This is a genomic window from Salinispora oceanensis (genome assembly GCF_000383575.1).
Classification (GTDB): Bacteria; Actinomycetota; Actinomycetes; order Mycobacteriales; family Micromonosporaceae; genus Micromonospora; species Micromonospora oceanensis.
The window spans coordinates 4,625,019-4,644,788 of sequence record NZ_KB911579.1 but is presented as its reverse complement, the minus strand read 5'-3'; the positions used below and the strand labels follow the sequence as shown (position 1 = coordinate 4,644,788).

Sequence of the window (19,770 nt, the reverse complement as noted above, 5' to 3'; positions counted from 1 at the left end):
GGTCAGCCTACTGCCCCGCGTTGCCGCTGCCGGGCCCGCCTGGCACGCCCGGCAGCGGTGTGGCGTACGCCTCAAGGGCCGCGGTTGCCGCGGCGTGCACCTGCGCGGCGAGCTCCGCCGGCGCCACCACGGTGACCTCCGGGCCCAGGCCCAACACGAAGCGGCGGGCCCAGCCCAGGTCGGTGACCCGGAGCGAGACCAACCACTCGCCATCGCCTGGTTCGACCCGCTCACACGGGTAGTACTCGGTGATCCACCGTTCACTCCGACCGATTCGCAGGGTGACCAGTGGCAGATCGGTCGTGGGCCGGAACGCACCGCTGGTGAGGTCGTGCGGCACCGCCTGCGCCGGCACCCGCGCCGGCTCGGCCAACCGGGTCACCGCGTCGATCCGGTCGACCCGGAACATCCGCATCCCCTCCGCCCGGCGGCACCAGGCCTCCACGTACGCCCGGCCACCGATGACGAGCATTCGCAGGGGGTCAACGGTCCGCTCGATCGTCTCGTCCCGGGCCACCGAGTAGTAGGTGATCCGCAACGCCCGGCCGCTCTCCACCGCCGACCGCAGCTCCGCCACCCGGTGGTTGTCCGCCGGCAGCCGCACCGCGACCGGGGTACCCCACCGATCACCCGCGGCATTCTCGATCTTGACCAGGGCCCGCTCCACCGCTTCCCGGTTGGCGACCCCCGGCGTCTCCGCCAGCATGCGCAGCGCCACGACCAGCGCGAGGGCTTCGTCGGGAGTGAGTCGCAGCGGTCGATCAATGCCGGCGTCGTAGGTAATCGTCACCCGGTCGCCGTCGAAGGCCATGTCGATCAGATCCCCCGGGCCGTAGCCCGGCAGCCCGCACACCCAGAGCAGCTCCAGATCCTCCCGCAGCTGCCGCTCGGTCACCCCCAGGTCACCCGCCGCCTCGGCGATCTCGATACCGGGCCGGGCCAACAGGAAGGGGACCAGGTTGAGCAGCCGGGCCAACCGGTCCGCGGAGGTACGGGACCCGGACCGAACGGAACGGGTCACCGGGCACCCCCGGAATCGAGGTCATGACGGGCGACGGTCTCCTTGAGTCGCTGGATGACCGCCTCCCGTACCTCCGGCGGGTCGAGCACCCGCACGTCCGGGCCGTATCCGACGAGCTGACCGGCGAGCGCCTCCGGATCCACGTACGGCAGGACGAGTTGGTCACCGGTGGAGCCGCAGGTCGTCTCCACCGCCCACCGGCGCAGCCCGGCAGCCCGGTTGGGCGCGACGAGCACCCGGGCACGGCCAGTGGGCTCCACCGGACCGGACGAGCGAGCGACATAGCTGATCAGGTCCACCTCGGCCGGCGGCTCGTACGCCCCCGACGGGCCCACCGTCCGAACCGCCCCCACCACCCGGGAGAGGCGGAAGCAGCGGGCCGCGGCCCGATCCAAGTCGTGCCCGACCACATACCACCGGCCCCGCCAGCAGACCACCCCCCACGGCTGCAGTCGCCGGGCAGCGGGCTCGTCCCGGTCCGGGACCCGGTAATCGAAGGCCACCTCGCGGCGATCCCGGGCCGCGGCGGTCAGCGGCGCAAAGGCCGGATCGACGGTCACCATCGGCTCCAGCCCGAGCGTGGCCTGTGGGTCCACGTCAACGCCGGCCGCGCGCAGCTTCGCCAACCCGGATGACGCCGCGGCGGCCAGACCAGCGTGCTGCCACAGCCGGGCGGCGATGCCAACCGCCGCGGCCTCGTCCGGCTCGAGCGGGATCTCGGGCAGCGCATACTGCCGGCGGGCGATTCGATAGCCCGGCTCGATGTCGAAGGCGCTGGCCGTCCCGGTCTCCAGCGGGACGCCGAGCTCGCGCAGCTCGGCCTTGTCCCGCTCGAACTTACGTTGAAACGCCTCGTGGTCCCGCACGTCGTGCGGATCATGCTCGTAGCCGGGCACGGTCGCGGCGATCTGCACGGCGGTCAGGAACCGTCGCGTGGACAGGAGACAGATCACCAGATTGACCAGGCGTTCGGTACGGGTCCGCGACACGGTACGACGCTAGCAGCCAACCCTGCGAACACATGTACCTATCACGCCGCGCGTCTCGCCCCGGTCGGTCGCCGGAACCGGTCCGGCCGGACCTTCGGGCCGCTCATCAGCACCCCGGACGCCGGGCCCACCCGACTCGACCGCTAGCGTCGCGCGCATGGTGCGATGGCGGTCGGGAACGGTAACGGCGATCCGGCGGGAGTGGAGCGGCGCGGTCGAGTTGGCCGTCACGCTCGCCGACGACTCGACGATGCGCGCGCTCGCCTACCCCGAGTTGGTCGGTCAACCACGCGTCGGCGATCGGGTACTGCTCAACGTCGGCGCCCTGCTGATGGGCCTCGGCACCGGCGGCTACGCCCTGGTCGTGGCCCTGCCGGACCGGCTGCCACCGGATCCGCCCGCACCGGCGGACAATCGGGCCGGAGGCCACCTGGTCAAGGCCCGCTACACCCCGTTGCAGCCGATCCTGCTCGGCGTTGACGAGGAGGCGTCCCCGCACCGGGCGGTCCTGGCCGACGCCGACGACCTGGGCGGCCTGCCCGTGGTCACCGCCGACCTGCACTCCGCGCTCCCGGCGGTACTCGCCGGGATCCGCGCCGACGCACCCGACGCACGGGTGGCGTATTTGCTCACCGATGGGGGCGCGCTCCCCGCCTGGTTCTCCCGCACCCTCGCCGGGCTCCACGGACACCTCGCCGGCACGATCAGCGTGGGGCAGGCGTTCGGCGGCGACCTGGAGGCGAGCACCCTGCACTCCGGCCTACTCGCCGCACGGCATGTGCTCCACGCCGACCTGGCTGTCGTCGCCCAGGGGCCCGGCAACCTCGGTACCGGCACCCGCTGGGGCTTCTCCGGGGTGGCGGTCGGCGAGGCGGTCAACGCGATCGCCGCCCTGGGCGGGCGGCCGGTCGGGTCCCTACGCATCTCCGCCGCGGACCCCCGCCCCCGACACCACGGCGTCTCCCACCACAGCCTGACCGCGTACGGCCGGGTAGCCCTGGCCCCCGCCGAGTTGGTCGTGCCGGACCAACTCGACCCGGCGCTGGCCACCGCGGTCGAGACGGCGCTGGCCCCGCTCACCGCCCGGCACCAGGTGCGCCGGGTGCCGGTTACCGGCCTCGACGCCGCACTGCGGGCCAGCCCGGTGCCGCTGTCAACGATGGGTCGCGGTCTGGATGCGGACCACGCCTACTTCCTCGCCGCCGCGGCGGCGGGGCGGCACGCCGCGCGGCTCGCCCGCTGACCGCCGCTCAGGCCAAAATCACCAGTGCGGCCCAAGCCAACACGATCGCGGCCAGGGCGAGCGCCAGCACCCAGGTGGGCACCGTGTACTCGCCGCGGCGGTTTCGCTCGATCTCGGCACGAATCTTCTGGCGGCGGCGCTCGGTCCAGCTCTGCTTCTCGGAGCCGGAACCGCCCGGTTGGCTTGACATCATGGCGTGGTCAGCCTACCCGGCGGCCGTCGGGGAGGCTCACCCGCGCCCGTCGCGCTCACATGCTGGCGATCAGCCGCTCCACCCGCTCGTCGTACGCCCGGAAGGGGTCCTTGCACAACACGGTGCGCTGCGCCTGGTCGTTGAGCTTCAAGTGCACCCAGTCGACGGTGAAGTCCCGCCGCTTCTCCTGGGCATGCCGGATGAACTCGCCCCGCAGCCGCGCCCGAGTGGTCTGCGGCGGCGTCTCCTTCGCCTCGAAGATCTCCGGGTCGGTCGCCGCCCGGTCCACCTGCCCCCGCCGCTCCAGCAAGCCATACAGGCCCCGGCCGCGCCGGAGGTCGTGATAGGCGAGATCCATCTGCGCCACCCGCGGATGCGACAACGGCAACTCATGCTTGCGTTGATAACGCTCGATCAAATGCAGCTTGGTCACCCAGTCGATCTCCCGGGCCACCGGCTCCAGATCACCCGTCTCCACCGCCCGTAACACCCGGCCCCAGAGCTCCACCACCCGCTTCGCCGTCTGATCGCCGCCGCGCCGCTCGACGAACTCCGTGGCCTTCGCCAGATACTCCTGCTGGACCTCCAGCGCGCTGATCTCCTTGCCGGAAGCCAACCGCACCTTCCGCCGGCCAGTGATGTCGTGCGACACCTCACGGATCGCGCGAATCGGGTTCTCCAGCGTCAGGTCCCGCATCACCACCCCAGACTCGATCATCCGGAGCACAATGTCCGCGGCGCCCACCTTCAGCATGGTGGTGACCTCGTTCATGTTCGAGTCGCCGACGATCACGTGCAGTCGGCGGTAGCGCTCCGCGTCTGCGTGCGGCTCGTCCCGGGTGTTGATGATCGGCCGGCTCCGGGTGGTCGCCGACGACACCCCCTCCCAGATGTGCTCGGCCCGCTGCGACAGGCAGTAGACAGCCCCCCGCGGCGTCTGGAGAACCTTCCCCGCACCACAGATCAACTGCCGGGTGACCAGGAACGGGATCAACACATCCGCCAACCGGCCGAACTCGCCGTGCCGGGAGACGAGAAAGTTCTCGTGGCACCCGTACGAGTTCCCGGCCGAATCGGTGTTGTTCTTGAACAGGTAGATCTCACCCGCGATGCCCTCGTCGTGCAGCCGCTTCTCCGCATCGACGAGTAGTCCCTCCAGAATCCGCTCGCCGGCACGGTCATGCGCCACCAGATCGGCTACCGAGTCACACTCCGGCGTCGCGTACTCCGGGTGCGAGCCGACATCCAGGTATAGGCGGGCGCCGTTGCGTAAAAAGACATTGCTCGACCGGCCCCACGACACCACCCGCCGGAACAGGTACCGCGCGACCTCGTCGGGGGACAGCCGCCGCTGCCCACGATAGGTACAGGTGACGCCGTACTCGGTCTCGAGGCCGAAGATTCGCCGCTCCATGATGAGACACTAGCCGCACAAGGCGACATCTGGGCAGTGCTCACCACACCCATCCCAGCTCGCTCGCGACCGACTGCGGCCCGCGCCGCCTCGGCCCCGGGGTACGGTGCAAGCCGTGAGGATCCTCGTCACCGGTGGGGCCGGCTTCATCGGTTCAGCGTATGTGCGCCGGCTTCTCCACGGCACCGAGCCGGTGCCACGGCCAGACCGGGTAACCGTGCTCGACTCGTTCACCTACGCCGGCACCAACAGCAGCCTCGCCCCCGTCCGGGACGACCCCCGCCTGCACGTCATCCGCGGCGACGTACGCGACGTGAAGCTGGTGGACAGCACCGTCGCGGGACACGATGTCATCGTCCACTTCGCCGCCGAATCCCACGTGGACCGCTCGATCGCCAGCGCCGCTCCGTTCGTCAGCACCAACGTGGGCGGCACCGGTGTCCTGCTCGACGCCGCCTTACGGCACCGCACCGGACGGTTCCTCCACGTCTCCACCGACGAGGTGTACGGCTCCATCAACCGGGGCTCGTGGCCCCCCTCTGCGCCTCTGAACCCCAGTTCCCCGTACTCGGCCAGCAAAGCCGCCGCCGACCTGCTCGCCCTCTCCTACCACCGCACCCACGGGCTCGACGTGGTCATCACCCGGGGCGCCAACAACTACGGTCCCTACCAGCACCCCGAGAAGCTGATCCCGCGCTTCGTCACCAACCTTATCGATGGACACACCCTGCCGCTGTACGGTGACGGCGGTGACATCCGGGACTGGCTACACGTGGACGACCACTGCCGCGGCATCGCGCTGGCTCAGCGGGACGGCCAGGCCGGGATGGTGTACCACCTCGGCGGGGGTACTGCCCTGACCAACCGGGAACTAACCAGCGCGCTGCTCGCCGCATTCAACGTCGGTTGGGATCGGGTGACACCGGTAACCGACCGAAAGGGCCACGACCGCCGGTACGCCCTCGACATCACAGCGACAAAGCGCGATCTCGGCTGGGAACCCACCGTCGACTTTGATCAGAGTCTGGCCGCCACCATCAACTGGTACCGGGAGAACCGGGCCTGGTGGGAGCCGCTGATCAAGGCGTGACCGGCAAATTTCAGTGGCCCTGCCGGGCTTAGGAGTCGGGGCGTTCCGCCGCCTCGGTCGAGTCGGCCGCCGCGGTCGAGGCTTCCGCTGATGCTGCCGGGGCCTCGCCATCGTCGAGCAGGGCGGCCAACGCCGCGCCGGTAACCCGCCGGAAGGTCCGGCCGACCCGGCCACGGTCCAGGATGGCGACCTCCAACTGGTCGGCTGCGATCGTGCGAGCAGCCCCGCCCTCGCCGCCAACGCTACCCAGGGCCTGCACCGCCACCTTGACCGCGTCGCCCAGCGACATGTCCGGACGGTGGTGCGACTTCAGCACTCCCGCGATCGCCTCGGCCTGACCACCCATCGCCATTCGGCCGGGTTCATCGTTGACCGACCCGTCATAGGTCAACCGGTACAGCTCGTCGTCCGCCGCGGTCGCGCCGACCTGGGCGACGCAGATCTCCACCTCGAACGGCTTGGACTGCTCGGTGAAGATCGCACCAAGCGTCTGCGCGAACGCGTTGGCGAGCGCCCGCCCGGTCACGTCCCGCCGGTCGTAGCTCAGACCGTTCAGGTCCGCCATCCGCACACCCGCACGTCGCAGGTTCTCGAACTCGTTGTATCGGCCCACGGCGGCGAAGCCGATCCGGTCGTAGATCTCACCAACCTTGTGCAGGGCGCTGGAGAGGTTCTCCGCGACGAAGAGCACCCCGCCGGCGTAGCTCAGGACCACCGCGCTGCGCCCCCGGGCAATGCCCTTGCGGGCCAGCTCGGAGCGGTCGCGCATGATCTGCTCGGGCGAGGCGTAGAACTGCATGGCCACGACAGAAGTTCTCCTTACGGCGCTGTGCTGGTCACTGGGTCGGGTAGGGGAGGCTCAGCCGCCGGGATTCTCCATCCGGCCGGCGACCACACTTTCGGCGATCGCCGCCGTCTCCGCCTCGGTGAGTCGGTACGTGCCCTCCGCCGTTGCGGACATCACCACCGGATAGATCCGCCGGGTGAGGTCCGGTCCGCCGGTCGCGGTGTCGTCGTCAGCCGCGTCATAGAGGGCCTCCACGGCCAGGCGCACCGCGTCGTCAACGGAGAGCCCGACCCGGAACCGTTTCTTCAGCGCCGCCTTGGCGAACAAGGAGCCGGAGCCGACCGCGTCGTAGCCGGTCTCCTCGTAGGGACCGCCGGTCACATCGAAGCTGAAGATCCGACCGGCCTTCGCCGGATCCGTTGCGGCCAGGTCGAAGCCGGCGAAGAGCGGGACCACAGCGAGCCCCTGCATCGCCGCGCCGAGATTGCCCCGAACCATCGCGGCCAACCGGTTGGCCTTACCGTCGAGCGAGAGCATCGCGCCCTCGATCTTCTCGTAGTGCTCCAGCTCGACCCGAAAGAGTCGAAGCAGCTCGATCCCGACTCCGGCGGCACCCGCCATGCCCACGAGGGAGTATGCGTCCGCCGGATACACCTTCTCGATGTCCCGCTGGGCGATCAGGTTGCCCATGGTGGCGCGGCGGTCGGCCGCCAGCACAACCCCACCGTCAGCGACCATGGCAACGATAGTGGTCGCGTGCGGCGTCAGGTCCGTGGCCGCCCCGGGCGGCAGCGTCCGGCGTCCAGGCAGCAACTCCGGCGCCGCTTTGCTCAGGAACGCGGAGAAGGAGGACGTCCCCGTGCTGGTGAACAGATCCGGAAGCCGCCCGGATGGGTCGAAAGCCGCTGCCACGTGGTTCCTCTCAGGTACGTGATCGTCCTGGTCGGTCTACCCGGACTTCTCCGGAACCAGCCAGGACCACCGTTGCGGTTAAAGCAGGGTATCCCGCACCCTTGCGGCGCGGTGATCGTGTCCAGGTGGTGGCGAATCCCGCCCCGACTCCTACTCCCCACCCTTCTGCACGTAGCCCCGGACGAACTCCTCGGCGTTCTCCTCAAGGACGGAGTCGATCTCGTCGAGTAGGTCGTCCACGTCCTCGGTGATCTCGGCGTGTCGCTCGGCGGCTTCCGCGCTCGCCTCCGTCGTGACGTCCTCGATCTCCTCGTTCTGCTGGGACCGGCCGGTCTGCGACTGCCCCCCGCTGTCACGGCTCGCCATGGCTGCCTCCTCCACGATCGTCTGCGACGAACTTACCTCGCGCGGACGACGAAATGGCCCGTCGCGCGCCAGTCACGTGATCCGGGGCCACCACGTGGGACGGCTCAACCACCGGTGAGCGTCTCCAGCAGATCCTTGGCGCTCTCGCAGCGGTCGAAGAGGGCACCGACGTGCGCGCGGGTGCCCCGCTCCGGCTCCATCATCGGCACCCGCACCAGCGACTCCCGGCCCACGTCGAAGATGACCGAATCCCAACTCGCCGCAACCACCTCGGAGGCGAACTGGGCGAGGCAGCGGCCCCGGAAGTAGGCCCGGGTGTCCTCCGGCGGCTCGGTCATCGCGACCTGGGCCGCCTCCGCCGGCAGCAGTGTCCTCATCGCGCCCCGCGACACCAACCGGTGGTAGAGCCCCTTCTCCGGCCGAACATCGGAGTACTGCAGGTCAACCAGTTGCAGTTTGGGTGACCCCCAGCCGAGCTTCTCCCGCTCCCGGTAGCCCTCCAGCAACCGCAGCTTCGCCACCCAGTCGAGCTCGTCAGCGCAGAGGAAAACGTCCCGGCCCAGCCGGTCCAGCACGCCCTCCCACTGTTCCAACACGTCGGCGGTCTGCTCGTCAACGTCGCTGCCGTACCGGTCGTCCACGAACGAGCGCACCCGCTCGTAGTAGGCCCACTGGACGTCCAACGCGGTGAGCCGCCGCCCGTCCCGCAGCCGCATGAGGTGGCCGAGCGAGGGGTCGTGGCTGACCGCACGCAGCTCACTGACCGGGTCCGCGATGCCGAGGTCCGGGGCGAGCGCCTTCTCCTCGATCATGGTGAGGATCAGCGCGGTCGTGCCGACCTTGAGATACGTGGAGATCTCCGACAGGTTGGCATCGCCGATGATGACGTGCAGCCGGCGGTACTTGTCCGCATCGGCGTGCGGTTCGTCGCGAGTGTTGATGATGGGCCGCTTTAGCGTGGTCTCCAGCCCCACCTCAACCTCGAAGAAGTCGGCGCGCTGGGAGATCTGGAAGCCCGCCTGCCCACCGTCCTGGCCGAGGCCGACCCGGCCGGCCCCAGCGACGATCTGCCGGGTGACAAAGAACGGAGTCAGAAATGTGACGATGTCGGCGAAGGGTGTCTGCCGCCGCATCAGGTAGTTCTCGTGGGAGCCGTAGCTCGCGCCCTTGTTGTCGGTGTTGTTCTTGTACAGATGTATGGGGTGGCTACCGGGGATGGTGGCGGCACGTCGGGCCGCCTCTGCCATCACCCGCTCCCCCGCCTTGTCCCAACGCACCAGGTCCCATGGAGTGGTCACCTCCGGAGTGGAGTACTCCGGATGGGCATGGTCCACGTAGAGCCGGGCGCCGTTGGTGAGAATCACGTTGGCCAGGCCGAGATCCTCGTCGGCGAGGGCCTCCGCCGGGTCGTACGCGGCGCCGGAATAGGTGAAGCCACGGGCGTCGCGCAGCGGCGACTCCTCCTCGTAGTCCCAGCGAGCGCGCCCCCCGCGGTTGAGCTCGGGACGCGCACCATAGGCGTTGACCACCTGCGAGGAGGTGACCATTGGGTTCGCCCCGGCCTGGCTGGGCACGGAGATGCCGTACTCGACCTCGGTACCCATGATCCGTCTAACGCTCATAAACCTACCCGCTTCACTCGCCCCGACCGATCCCTTCGTCGAGAGTAGTCGGCACCGCACCCGAACGTGACGCGGCGGTGCGAAGCAATTACTCAGCGAAGGTCATGGGCCCGGGTCCTAACCCGACCCGGGCCCATGACCTTCGTCGTCAGAGATACTGGCCGGTGTTACTGGCGGTCTCGATGGACCGGCCCGCATCGGTGCCCTTGCCGCCGGAGACGAGCGTGCGGATGTAGACGATCCGCTCGCCCTTCTTGCCGGAGATGCGCGCCCAGTCGTCGGGGTTGGTGGTGTTGGGTAGGTCCTCGTTCTCCCGGAACTCGTCAACGCAGGCGTCAAGGAGGTGTTGCAGCCGCAGGCCCTTGCGGGCGGAGGTGAGGAACTCCTTGATAGCCATCTTCTTACCCCGGTCCACGATGTTCTGGATCATCGCACCGGAGTTGAAGTCCTTGAAGTAGAGGACATCCTTGTCGCCGTTGGCGTAGGTGACCTCGAGGAAGCGGTTCTCCTCGGTCTCCGAGTACATCCGCAGGACGACCGCGTCGATCATCGCCGCAACGGTGGCCTGCGGATCGCTGCCGTGCTCGGCCAGGTCGTCCGGGTGCAGGGGTAGCCCGGGGAGGATGTACTTGGAGAAGATGTCCTTCGCCGCCTCGGCATCCGGCCGCTCGATCTTGATCTTGACATCGAGCCGACCCGGCCGCAGGATCGCCGGATCGATCATGTCCTCCCGGTTGGAGGCGCCGATGACGATGACGTTCTCCAGACCTTCCACCCCGTCGATCTCGCTGAGCAGCTGCGGGACGATGGTGTTCTCCACATCCGACGAGACGCCGGAGCCCCGGGTGCGGAACACCGAGTCCATCTCGTCAAAGAACACGATGACCGGCGTCCCCTCGCCGGCCTTCTCCCGGGCCCGCTGGAAGACCAGCCGGATGTGCCGCTCGGTCTCGCCGACGTACTTGTTGAGCAGCTCCGGGCCCTTGATGTTGAGGAAGTAGCTGGTGTGCTTCTCCTCGCCACGCCGCTCGGCGATCTTCTTCGCCAGCGAGTTCGCCACCGCCTTGGCGATCAGGGTCTTACCGCACCCCGGCGGCCCGTAGAGCAGGATGCCCTTCGGTGGCCGAAGCTGGTGCTCCCGGAACAGGTCAGCGTGCAGGAACGGCAGCTCCACCGCGTCGCGAATCTGCTCGATCTGCGCGTGGAGACCGCCGATGTCGGTGTAGTCGACATCCGGCACCTCCTCCAGGACCAGCTCCTCGACCTCACTCTTCGGAATCCGCTCATAGGCGTACGCCGAGCGAGGCTCGATCATGAGGGAGTCACCCGCCCGAATCGGGGCGTTGATCAACGTCTCCGCGAGGTGCACGACGCGCTCCTCGTCGGAGTGGGAGACCACGAGGGCGCGGTCGCCGGGAGCACCGTCCGGCCCCGCGAGCACCTCCTTGAGCATGACCACCTCACCGGCCCGCTCATAACCGAACGCGTCAACGATGTTGAGCGCATCGTTGAGCAGGACCTCCTGCCCCCGGCGCAGCTCGGCGACCTCCAGGGACGGTGAGACGGCTACCCGGAGCTTGCGGCCACCGGTGAACACATCCACCGTGCCGTCGTCGTGGCGTGCCAGGAAGACGCCGTAGCCGCTCGGCGGCTGGGCGAGCCGGTCGATCTCCTCCTTGAGCGTCACGATCTGCGCTCGCGCCTCCTTGAGAGTGCTCACGAGCCGCTCATTGTTTTCAGTCAGCCGCCCTAGCTGAGCCTGGGCAGCCGCCAGCCGCTCTTCGAGCTGCCGGACCTGTCGGGGGCTTTCGGTCAACTTGCGCCGCACCAGAGCGAGTTCCTCTTGCAGGAACGCGACCTGCGTGGAGAGATCGTGGGCCTCCTTCTCCCACCGTGCGGCGCGCGAGTCCGCGTCGTCGCTGCGTGCCACGTCCCACCTCCCCGGGGGGCTTGAACGTTCTGCCCTAACACTAACCGCTATGAGGCCGATTCGGTCCCATGCAACACCCTCGTCACCGAACCTTGATCGCCCCGGGTGGGCTCGGGAACCCATCCGACGGTTCGGGTACCGTCAAGGCGTACGACGGACGAACCTGGGGGAACCGTGATCGAGGTCGCGACGGACCAGCTACAGGTCTGGGTGGACCAGGACCTGTGCACGGGCGATGGACTGTGCGTCCAGTACGCGCCGGAGGTCTTCGAGTTCGACATCGACGGACTCGCCTACGTCAAAGGGCCGGACGGCGAGCTGGTACAGGCCCCGGGCGGTCGGGTGGAGGTGCCGGAACACCTCCGACTTGAGGTGATCGACTCGGCGAAGGAGTGCCCGGGCGAGTGCATCCACGTGCTCCGCGGCGGCGACGGCACGCCAGTCGCCGGTCCAGCGGCCGAAGACTGACCGCCGACGCCGGGTGTGGCGCTGCCGCACCCGAGCGGCTCCCGCCGAACGCGTGGCGGTCAGCCCTCAGCCGAGTGGCCCTTCCTCAGCGCAGTGGCCGGCCGACGGCCGAGGCGACCAACCGGGCGAACTCCTCAAGGCGGGCGATCTGCCCGGCGCCGCCGTCATCGAGGGTCTTGCCGAAGCGCAACGCGTCATGCCGGAGCGAACCGGCCCCTTCCTCCCCCGACGGCGCCTCGTCCAGCGACCGCAACAACAGATAGACATCGGTACCGTCCACCCGCACGGTACCGTCGTCAACGCGGGTGAGCCGCCGCCGACACCCCACCTCGGTGACCGAGGAGACCGGCACCACCCGCAGCGAGGAGGTCATCGAGCCAGGTGGGCCCTCCCCGGGCGGGATGTCCTCACCGTGCCAGAGGACCAGGCGGCTGCCATCACAGATGACCACCTCCTGCCAGACTCCGTTGACCTCGTTGACGAACCGCTCCAGGGTGAAGCCGAGCACGGAGGCACCGCGAAGCACACCGCCGAGCGCCTCCAGGGCCACATCCGGGTCGCGCAGGTAGGCGCGCGTCGCGGACTCGAGGTCCCGATACGGCGACCAGTCCGGAAACACCGCTGGCACGTCGCCGCCGCCCAGGCCCGGCCGTTTCATTCCGCCTCCCCGCACCACCGGTCCACGCCGGTCGGCCGCTGTCGCGTCATTCCCCGCTGTCCTGCTCGACCGTCATGACCGTCATCCCTCCTCCACCGAGCCGGCCTGGGCGGCCGCCGCCTCCCGCAGCACCGCCCGGCGCTGCGCGTACGCCTCCATACCCTTGCTGGGCTTACGACGGCGGGGTGGGGCGATAACACCCGGGGCGAGCTTACGCGCAGACACCAGGAACGCGGTGTGCGCGATCATCCGGTGGTCGGGCCGAACGGCCAACCCCTCCGCGTGCCAGTCCCGGACCAGTGACTCCCAGGCCCGCGGCTCCGTCCAGCCACCCCGCTCCCGCAGCGCCTCCACCAACTCGGATAGCTGCGGGGTGGTAGCGACGTACCCAATCAGCACCCCACCGGGCACCAGGGCCCGCTCGACCATGTCGAGCTGCTCCCAGGGCGTGAGCATGTCCAAGATGATCCGGTCGAAACCGGTCTCCGGGTTCGCCGCCACGTCCCCGACCCGCAGCCGCCAGGCTGGGTGCGGGCCGCCGAAGAACGCCTCGACGTTACGTCGGGCGATCTGCGCGAAGTCGTCGCGCACCTCCCACGAGTGCAGCTCTCCAGTGGGGCCGACGGCGCGCAGGAGGGAACAGCTCAGCGCACCGGACCCGGCCCCCGCCTCCAGCACCCGCGCGCCGGGGAAGACATCGCCCATCGCGACGATCTGAGCCGAGTCCTTCGGGTAGATCACCTGGGCGCCGCGCGGCATCGACAGGACATAGTCGGCGAGCAGCGGGCGCAGGGCCAGGAACGCCGTACCGCCGCCAGCGGTACTGACGACGCTGCCGTCGGGCTGACCGATCAGGGCGTCGTGGTGCAGGATGCCGCGATGGGTGTGGAACTCCTTGCCCGGCTCGAGGGTAACTGTGTGCATTCGCCCCTTCGGGTCGGTCAACTGCACCCGGTCACCGGGCTGAAAGGGCCCCCGGCGCGCTGGAGGCGGTGCGGGGACGTGCTGGTCGGGCGCGTCGGAGGGCGGTGCAGTCACGTGTTCATCTCCGGTGGGGTTCGAGCAGCTGAGCAAGATCCGCGAGGTACAGGATGCCGACGACATCTTCGCCTGAGGTCACCACGTACTGTGCGCCCGGGTGGCGCCGCACGGTCTCCATCACCTGCTCGCCGTCAAGGTCGACCGGCACGGTCGGCACCTCGGCCAGCGGCCGGGCCACCGCGTCCACCGGCAACCAAGGCCGGCGGTTGACCGCGACCGCCGCGACGGCAGCCGGGTTGACCAGGGCGAGTGGGCAGCCCGCTGAGTCGGTGACCAACAGCGCCGCCGCTGGGTTGGCTCCGGCCGCGCGCCGCTGCGCCTCGGCCAGCGGGGTGCCGGTCGGAACGAGGCAGACCGGGCGGGCCAGCCGGGAGAGATCAATCAACGGAAGCCGGCGGGTGATCCGGGCCAGCCGAATGGACTGCCCGGCGCCCCGCCAGAGGGTGACCGCGACCAGCAGCATCAGCGGTATCGCGAGCAGCACCGGCGGCGTCGGCGGACGGGTCAGGGCTAGCACGACGGCGCCCCCGCCCGTACCGACGGCGACAACCCGACCGACCCAGCCCGCCACCTCGGTGGCCCGGTGCCGGTCCCGGGTGGCGGCCCAGATGACGGCCCGCAGCACGCGACCGCCGTCGAGCGGCAGCCCGGGCAGCGCGTTGAACACCGCGACCACGACGTTGCTCACCGCGAGCTGGAAGGCGAGCTGGTGCGCCAGGGTGCGCTCGGGGAGCGCCAGGGTGACGGTGACCGCCACGGCGCCCAGTACCGCGGAGACCGCCGGCCCGGCGAGGGATACCAGCAAATCAGCCCGGGGAGTCGGGGCATCTCGGTCCATCTCGGTGTAGCCACCGAGTAGCTCCAGGGTGATGCCCCGGACCCCGATTCCGAATCGGCGGGCGGTGAGGGCATGACCGAGCTCGTGCAGCAGCACCGACCCGAGTAGGGAGACGACGAAGCCGAGGCCGATCAGGTAGCCACCGGCCGGAGATAGAGCAAGCTCCCGACGGGCGAAATCGGCGTACAGCACGGTGACAGCCAGGGTGAGTAGCAGCATCGACCAGTCGAGGTGCAGCGGCACCCCGATCACCCGGCCGACCGTTACCCCGGCCGGTCGACGCGGGGCTCGCCTCCTGGACTCCACTGGCCCGATGCTACGCGGGAGCGGATCATGCCTTGCAGACGGCGCGGGTCACGCTGTCACCCCGGTGCCCTACCCTTTGCGGTCATGACAGCGGATCCGGTGACATCCCAGCAGCTCTCGCCCACGGCGGAGGTGCCGGCCACGGTGCGGGCCTCGCTGTCCCCCTCCCGGGCGGCCGACTTCAAGACCTGCCCGCTGCTCTACCGGTTCCGCAGCATCGACCGGCTCCCCGAGCAGCCCACCGTGGAGCAGGCCCGGGGCACCCTGGTCCACGCCGTACTGGAGCGGCTGTTCGACCTGCCCCCCGCCGGCCGCACCCCGCGGGCCGCCAGTGACCTGGTGGCTCCGCAGTGGGAACGGCTGGTCACCGAGCAGCCGGAGCTGGCCGCCCTGTTCACCGGCGACGGCGAGGCCCGGTCAACGTTCCTACGCTCGGCCGCGGGGCTGCTCCAGGGCTACTTCGCGGTGGAGGATCCACGCCGCCTGGAGCCGGCCGAGCGGGAAAGTCTGATCTCCGCGGTAGTAGACGAGGAACTGCTGATCCGGGGCTACCTGGACCGGCTAGACGTGGCGCCGGACGGCGCACTGCGGGTGGTCGACTACAAGACCGGCGGCGCACCGCGGGAGGCGTTCGAGGCGCGGGCACTGTTCCAGCTCAAGTTCTACGCCCTGGTGTTGTGGCGTACCCGCGGCGTGGTACCGCGGGTGCTGCGGCTGCTCTATCTGAAAGATGTCGAGGTCTGCGACTACACCCCGGACGCCGACGAATTGGTGCGATTCGAGCGCACGGTGGTGGCGCTCTGGCGGGCGATCGAGGTCGCCACCGCCGCCCAGGACTTCCGCCCGCGGCCAAGCCGGCTCTGTGACTGGTGCAGCCACCAACGGCTGTGTCCAAGTTTCGGGGGCACGCCGCCGCCATTCCCGGTGGGCCCGAATCCGGCCGACCCGCTCCGTGACTCGCGATCCCAGCCGACGCCGCCGGGCACCGACGAGTGAGTGGGCACCACGCGGGCACCAGCCCGCAGCGGCGGCCGGTGCGGATCTTGGTCGTCGCCGGCCAGCCACTGTTGCGAACCGGCTGCTGGCCCAGGTCGTCCGGGGCCGGTCCAACGCGGAGATCGCCCCGGCATGTCGGTCAGCGAGGCCAGGGTGCCGGCACGTCGGTCATGTCCTGACCAAGCTCCGGCTCCGCGACCACGGGCGGTGGTGCTGGCGTCCGACTCCGGGCTGATCCGGTCCCGGACTGCCCGCCCTTCGCCGGGGGGTTGTCCCGCTCACCTACCGTGACCAACAGCGGGCAACGGGGTTGACCATCGCTGGACATCACCGTGCTGGGTCGGTCCCGAGGAGTTCGGGACCCGGCTCGAACCCAGCGAGCGCTCAGGGGCAACCCTGAGTGGCGTTCGGGGGTACCCGCAGCACAAAGTCCGCCGCGGCTCCGCCCCAAGTCGGAGGGATACGGGCCGGGGAACACCCATGATGGGATTGCCGCGCCGGCCGAGGGGGACGGCGCGGACCGAACGACGAGAGGGAGAAGACGTGACCGCGACGGTAGGCCGTCAGGCGCAGGCCGCGGCCCGCGCGAGCGAGGTGTGGAAGGTGTACGGCAGCGGGGAGGCACAGGTGATCGCGCTTCGCGGGGTCAGCTGTGAGTTCGAGCAGAGCCGATTCACCGCGATCATGGGTCCATCCGGGTCGGGCAAGTCAACGTTGATGCACTGCCTCGCCGGGCTGGACTCCGTGACCCGGGGCACGGTCTCGATCGGCGAGACCACGGTCACCGGCCTGGGGGATGCCGGTCTGACGAAGCTGCGCCGCGAGCAGGTCGGATTCATCTTCCAACAGTTCAACCTGCTGCCGACGTTGACCGCAAAGGAGAACATCCTGCTGCCGCTGTCGATCGCTGGGCGCAAGCCGGACCAAGCCTGGTTCGACACGGTGATCGAGACCGTCGGCCTGCGGGATCGGCTGGATCACCGGCCGGCGCAGCTCTCTGGTGGGCAGCAGCAGCGGGTGGCGTGCGCGCGGGCACTGGTCAGCCGCCCACAGGTGATCTTCGCAGATGAGCCGACCGGCAACCTCGACTCCCGGGCCGGCGCAGAGGTGCTGAAGTTCCTCCGTAACTCGGTACGGGAGCACGGGCAGACCATCGTCATGGTCACCCATGATCCGACCGCCGCCGCCTACGCCGACCGGGTGGTCTTCCTCGCCGACGGACAGATCGTCTCCGAGCTGATCGAGCCGACGGCGGAGACCGTGCTGGACACGATGAAGAAGCTCGACACCCAGGTCGAGGTGGGCGACTGATGTTCCGGGCGACCCTCAAGAGCCTGCTGGCACGCAAGCTCCGGCTGATCCTGTCCGGGTTGGCGGTGGTACTCGGCGTCATGTTCGTCTCGGGCGCGTTCGTGCTCACCGATACCCTCGGCCGTTCCTTCGACGCCGTCTTCGCCGACGCGTACGAAGGGGTGGACGTCAACGTCTCCGCGAAGCCGAGGATGGAGGTGGGCGACTTCGAGGGCGACGCGGTGGCAATGCCGGTGCCAGCCGAGACGGTGGAGCGGATCCGGAACGTTGCCGGGGTGGCCGACGCCACCGGCATCGTGGCCGCCGACGGCGCGCGCCTGATCGGCAGCAATGGCAAGGTGGTCACCTCCTTCGGGCCGCCCCAAATCGGTGCGAACTGGGTCGGCACAAGCGACCTCGTCCAGCTGCGCGAGGGCCGGGAGCCGCAGGCGGACGACGAGATCCTGGTCAATGCCGGGCTGGCCAAGGCCGGCCGGGTCGCCGTCGGCGATCGAGTGGGCGTGCTCACGCTCGAGCCGAAGCAGGAGTTCACCATCGTCGGGGTCTTCGGCTACAGCGGCGGCCGCGACTCCCTCGGTGGCGTCAACGAGGTCATGTTCACCACTCCGGTAGCGCAGCAGTTGATGCTCGGCCAGGGCGACGCCTTCACGAACGTCACGGTCAGCGCCGCAGCCGGCGTCGCCAACGATCGGCTGCGCGACGACATCGCCGCCGTGCTCGGGGCCGACTTCGAGGTGAAGACCGGTGCCGAACTCTCCGCGGACTCCGCGGCGACGCTGAAAGAGGGCTTGTCCTTCTTCAACCGAATCCTGCTCGGCTTCGCCGCGGTGGCACTACTGGTGGGCACGTTCCTGATCCTCAACACGTTTTCGATCATCGTGGCGCAGCGCACCCGCGAGTTGGCGCTGATGCGCGCCGTCGGGGCGGGCCGCCGCCAGATCATCGGCTCGGTGGTGCTGGAGGCGGTGGCGGTCGGCCTGCTCGCCTCCGTGCTCGGCCTCGGCGCCGGCGTCGGTATCGGCGCGCTGTTGGCGTACCTGTTCGGCAACCTCTCCGGCGGGCTGGACCTGGCGGGAATCGCCGTACCCCCGGCGGCGGTTATCGGGGCGTTCGGGGTCGGCCTGATCATCACGGTGGTGGCGGCGCTGCTGCCCGCGCTGCGGGCGTCCCGGATCCCGCCGATCGCGGCGATGCAGGATGTCGCGATGCCGGACCGGCCGCTGACCAAGGTCACGGTGACGGGAGCGGCAGTGACCTCGACCGGCGCCACGCTGCTCTTCCTGGGCCTCGGCGGGCACGCCGGCGACAACACCCTGATCACCATCCTCGGCGGCGTGCTCTTCGCCTTCATCGGGGTGGCGCTGTTGACCCCGATGATCAGCCGACCGGTGGTCGGCCTACTCGGCGGGCTCTTCTCCTGGTGGATGCCGGGCAAGCTGGGCCGGCTCAACTCCGGACGAAACCCGCGTCGTACGGCGATCACGGCGGCCGCGCTGATGGTCGGCATCGCCCTGGTCACCGGAGTCACCGTCATTCTGGATTCCGCCAAGAGCAGCATCAGCGGCCTGGCCGAGGACAAGATCAAGGCCGAGTTGGTGATCTCCGGTGCGCAGACCGGGTCCCGACCGCCGACCTTCGACCCGGCGGTGCTGGAGAAGACCGCGGCGCTGCCCGGGGTGGCGCTGGTCGGCGGAGCATACGGCGATCTGGCCCAGGTCGGCGACGAGCGCACCTGGGTGGGCGCCAACAGCGACGTGTCGACGCTGACGCAGATCTTCGGTGCGCGGGCCACCGCCGGGGACATCAGCCGACTCGGGCCGGACCAGATGCTGGTCAGCTCGGATGTGGCGACCTCGCGCGGACTCTCCGTCGGCTCCACCGTGCCGGTGCAGTTGGCCCGCGCCGAGGCGAAGACCTACACCGTCAGCGGGATCTACGAAGCCGGTGATTTCCTCGATCCGGTCACTTTGCCGGCCACCGCGGCGCAGGGCTTCACCATCCCCCAGCCGATGATGGGCTTCATCCAGCTCACGCCCGGCGCCCAGGCCGCTGACGTGCTGCCCCGGGTGGAGACGCTCCTGGCGGACAGCCCGGAGGTGTCGGTGGCCGACCGGAAAGCGTTCATCGAGCAGCAGACCGAACCGCTCGACGGCCTGTTGCGAATGATCCAGATCCTGCTGCTGTTGGCCATCGTGATCGCGGTGCTCGGCATCATCAACACCCTGGCCCTGTCGGTGCTCGAACGTACCCGGGAGCTCGGGCTACTCCGTGCGGTTGGCCTCGGCCGGGCGCAGACCATGGGCATGATCACTGTGGAGGCGGTGGTGATCTCGGTCTTCGGTGCGCTGCTCGGCATCGCCGTCGGCGCCGGCCTCGGTGCGGCCGTCGTTGAGGCGCTGCACGACGAGGGAATCACCGACCTGGTGTTCCCCTGGGCGGACATGGGGACGATGGTCGGCCTCGGCGCGCTCGTCGGAGTCCTCGCCGCGGTGATTCCCGCGGTCCGCGCCGCGCGCATTGATGTCCTGGGCGCTATCGCCCACGACTGATCCAGCTCGGAAGGGCCCCGAGCACCGGGGCCCTTC

Annotated in this window: 18 protein-coding genes and 1 pseudogene; 7 read left to right on the top strand and 12 right to left on the bottom strand. The window is 69.7% G+C overall.

Annotation, left to right across the window (positions count from 1 at the left end; translation table 11 throughout):
- Positions 1–7: 7 nt before the first annotated feature.
- Both SALPAC4_RS0121205 and SALPAC4_RS0121200 read right to left on the bottom strand, forming a co-directional pair.
- Positions 8–1,021 (bottom strand): helix-turn-helix transcriptional regulator, encoded by a 1,014-nt coding sequence (locus tag SALPAC4_RS0121205; protein WP_019872059.1) that lies wholly within the window; start codon positions 1,019–1,021, stop codon positions 8–10.
- Positions 1,018–2,010 (bottom strand): helix-turn-helix transcriptional regulator, encoded by a 993-nt coding sequence (locus tag SALPAC4_RS0121200; RefSeq protein WP_019872058.1) that lies wholly within the window; start codon positions 2,008–2,010, stop codon positions 1,018–1,020. The genes SALPAC4_RS0121205 and SALPAC4_RS0121200 overlap by 4 nt, the downstream gene beginning before the upstream one ends.
- 157 nt (positions 2,011–2,167) lie before the next feature.
- Between SALPAC4_RS0121200 and SALPAC4_RS0121195 the strand changes: the two genes are divergently transcribed.
- Entirely contained in the window at positions 2,168–3,253 is a 1,086-nt protein-coding gene (locus SALPAC4_RS0121195; RefSeq protein WP_019872057.1) for a DUF3866 family protein, read from the top strand.
- Positions 3,254–3,260: 7 nt separating this feature from the next.
- Here SALPAC4_RS0121195 and SALPAC4_RS0121190 read toward each other — a convergent pair whose 3' ends face one another.
- Both SALPAC4_RS0121190 and pafA read right to left on the bottom strand, forming a co-directional pair.
- Positions 3,261–3,446 (bottom strand): hypothetical protein, encoded by a 186-nt coding sequence (locus tag SALPAC4_RS0121190; RefSeq protein WP_018731995.1) that lies wholly within the window; start codon positions 3,444–3,446, stop codon positions 3,261–3,263.
- A gap of 55 nt (positions 3,447–3,501) precedes the next feature.
- Positions 3,502–4,860 (bottom strand): Pup--protein ligase, encoded by a 1,359-nt coding sequence (gene pafA, locus SALPAC4_RS0121185; protein WP_019872056.1) that lies wholly within the window; start codon positions 4,858–4,860, stop codon positions 3,502–3,504.
- Between the two features lie 115 nt (positions 4,861–4,975).
- Here pafA and rfbB point away from each other — a divergent pair, with 115 nt between their 5' ends.
- Positions 4,976–5,950: a dTDP-glucose 4,6-dehydratase gene (gene rfbB, locus SALPAC4_RS0121180; protein WP_027644945.1), complete on the top strand. Its 975-nt coding sequence runs from the start codon at positions 4,976–4,978 to the stop codon at positions 5,948–5,950.
- Positions 5,951–5,978: 28 nt separating this feature from the next.
- On the opposite strand, the gene prcA is transcribed toward rfbB, so the two are convergent.
- The 5 genes from prcA to arc all read right to left on the bottom strand — a co-directional run bounded on the left by prcA (position 5,979) and on the right by arc (position 11,567).
- Entirely contained in the window at positions 5,979–6,755 is a 777-nt protein-coding gene (gene prcA / locus SALPAC4_RS0121175) for a proteasome subunit alpha (RefSeq protein ID WP_027644944.1), read from the bottom strand.
- Between the two features lie 54 nt (positions 6,756–6,809).
- Positions 6,810–7,649: a proteasome subunit beta gene (prcB, locus tag SALPAC4_RS0121170; RefSeq protein ID WP_019872053.1), complete on the bottom strand. Its 840-nt coding sequence runs from the start codon at positions 7,647–7,649 to the stop codon at positions 6,810–6,812.
- 150 nt (positions 7,650–7,799) lie between these two features.
- A complete protein-coding gene (locus tag SALPAC4_RS0121165) occupies positions 7,800–8,015 on the bottom strand; it encodes a ubiquitin-like protein Pup (RefSeq protein WP_018732000.1) in 216 nt (71 codons plus the stop codon).
- 104 nt (positions 8,016–8,119) lie between these two features.
- On the bottom strand, positions 8,120–9,637 hold the full coding sequence (dop, locus tag SALPAC4_RS0121160) for a depupylase/deamidase Dop (protein ID WP_033665022.1): 1,518 nt from the start codon (positions 9,635–9,637) through the stop codon (positions 8,120–8,122).
- Positions 9,638–9,785: 148 nt separating this feature from the next.
- Positions 9,786–11,567, bottom strand: coding sequence for a proteasome ATPase (gene arc, locus SALPAC4_RS0121155; RefSeq protein WP_019872050.1), 1,782 nt, complete (start codon positions 11,565–11,567; stop codon positions 9,786–9,788).
- Positions 11,568–11,741: 174 nt separating this feature from the next.
- Between arc and SALPAC4_RS0121150 the strand changes: the two genes are divergently transcribed.
- Positions 11,742–12,035, top strand: a complete 294-nt coding sequence (locus SALPAC4_RS0121150; protein ID WP_018732003.1) for a ferredoxin — start codon at positions 11,742–11,744, stop codon at positions 12,033–12,035.
- An 85-nt stretch (positions 12,036–12,120) separates the two neighbouring features.
- Here the strand turns inward: SALPAC4_RS0121150 and SALPAC4_RS0121145 are convergent, their stop codons facing one another.
- The 3 genes from SALPAC4_RS0121145 to SALPAC4_RS0121135 all read right to left on the bottom strand — a co-directional run bounded on the left by SALPAC4_RS0121145 (position 12,121) and on the right by SALPAC4_RS0121135 (position 14,878).
- On the bottom strand, positions 12,121–12,693 hold the full coding sequence (locus SALPAC4_RS0121145; RefSeq protein ID WP_019872049.1) for a hypothetical protein: 573 nt from the start codon (positions 12,691–12,693) through the stop codon (positions 12,121–12,123).
- Between the two features lie 81 nt (positions 12,694–12,774).
- The gene (locus tag SALPAC4_RS0121140) at positions 12,775–13,731 is read right to left on the bottom strand and encodes a tRNA (adenine-N1)-methyltransferase (RefSeq protein ID WP_027644943.1); all 957 of its coding nucleotides are present in this window, start codon (positions 13,729–13,731) and stop codon (positions 12,775–12,777) included.
- Positions 13,732–13,735: 4 nt separating this feature from the next.
- The gene (locus SALPAC4_RS0121135) at positions 13,736–14,878 is read right to left on the bottom strand and encodes a site-2 protease family protein (RefSeq protein ID WP_223874813.1); all 1,143 of its coding nucleotides are present in this window, start codon (positions 14,876–14,878) and stop codon (positions 13,736–13,738) included.
- Between the two features lie 84 nt (positions 14,879–14,962).
- Here SALPAC4_RS0121135 and SALPAC4_RS0121130 point away from each other — a divergent pair, with 84 nt between their 5' ends.
- The 4 genes and pseudogenes from SALPAC4_RS0121130 to SALPAC4_RS0121120 all read left to right on the top strand — a co-directional run bounded on the left by SALPAC4_RS0121130 (position 14,963) and on the right by SALPAC4_RS0121120 (position 19,734).
- The gene (locus tag SALPAC4_RS0121130) at positions 14,963–15,874 is read left to right on the top strand and encodes a RecB family exonuclease (RefSeq protein WP_019872046.1); all 912 of its coding nucleotides are present in this window, start codon (positions 14,963–14,965) and stop codon (positions 15,872–15,874) included.
- A gap of 82 nt (positions 15,875–15,956) precedes the next feature.
- Positions 15,957–16,165, top strand: a pseudogene (locus SALPAC4_RS29230) (hypothetical protein); the annotation flags it as partial.
- Positions 16,166–16,417: 252 nt separating this feature from the next.
- Complete coding sequence (locus SALPAC4_RS0121125; RefSeq protein ID WP_018219810.1) at positions 16,418–17,185, top strand: ABC transporter ATP-binding protein; 768 nt, start codon at positions 16,418–16,420, stop codon at positions 17,183–17,185.
- Positions 17,185–19,734, top strand: a complete 2,550-nt coding sequence (locus SALPAC4_RS0121120) for an ABC transporter permease (protein ID WP_019872045.1) — start codon at positions 17,185–17,187, stop codon at positions 19,732–19,734. The genes SALPAC4_RS0121125 and SALPAC4_RS0121120 overlap by 1 nt, the downstream gene beginning before the upstream one ends.
- Positions 19,735–19,770: the final 36 nt, after the last annotated feature.

Bases quoted from the DNA above. Each gene is read 5' to 3' on its own strand.
- dop (WP_033665022.1), bottom strand. From the start codon at position 9,637: ATGAGCGTTAGACGGATCATGGGTACCGAGGTCGAGTACGGCATCTCC.
- SALPAC4_RS0121145 (WP_019872049.1), bottom strand. From the start codon at position 12,693: ATGAAACGGCCGGGCCTGGGCGGCGGCGACGTGCCAGCGGTGTTTCCG.
- SALPAC4_RS0121195 (WP_019872057.1), top strand. From the start codon at position 2,168: ATGGTGCGATGGCGGTCGGGAACGGTAACGGCGATCCGGCGGGAGTGG.
- pafA (WP_019872056.1), bottom strand. From the start codon at position 4,860: ATGGAGCGGCGAATCTTCGGCCTCGAGACCGAGTACGGCGTCACCTGT.
- SALPAC4_RS0121165 (WP_018732000.1), bottom strand. From the start codon at position 8,015: ATGGCGAGCCGTGACAGCGGGGGGCAGTCGCAGACCGGCCGGTCCCAG.
- SALPAC4_RS0121190 (WP_018731995.1), bottom strand. From the start codon at position 3,446: ATGATGTCAAGCCAACCGGGCGGTTCCGGCTCCGAGAAGCAGAGCTGG.
- SALPAC4_RS0121120 (WP_019872045.1), top strand. From the start codon at position 17,185: ATGTTCCGGGCGACCCTCAAGAGCCTGCTGGCACGCAAGCTCCGGCTG.
- SALPAC4_RS0121130 (WP_019872046.1), top strand. From the start codon at position 14,963: ATGACAGCGGATCCGGTGACATCCCAGCAGCTCTCGCCCACGGCGGAG.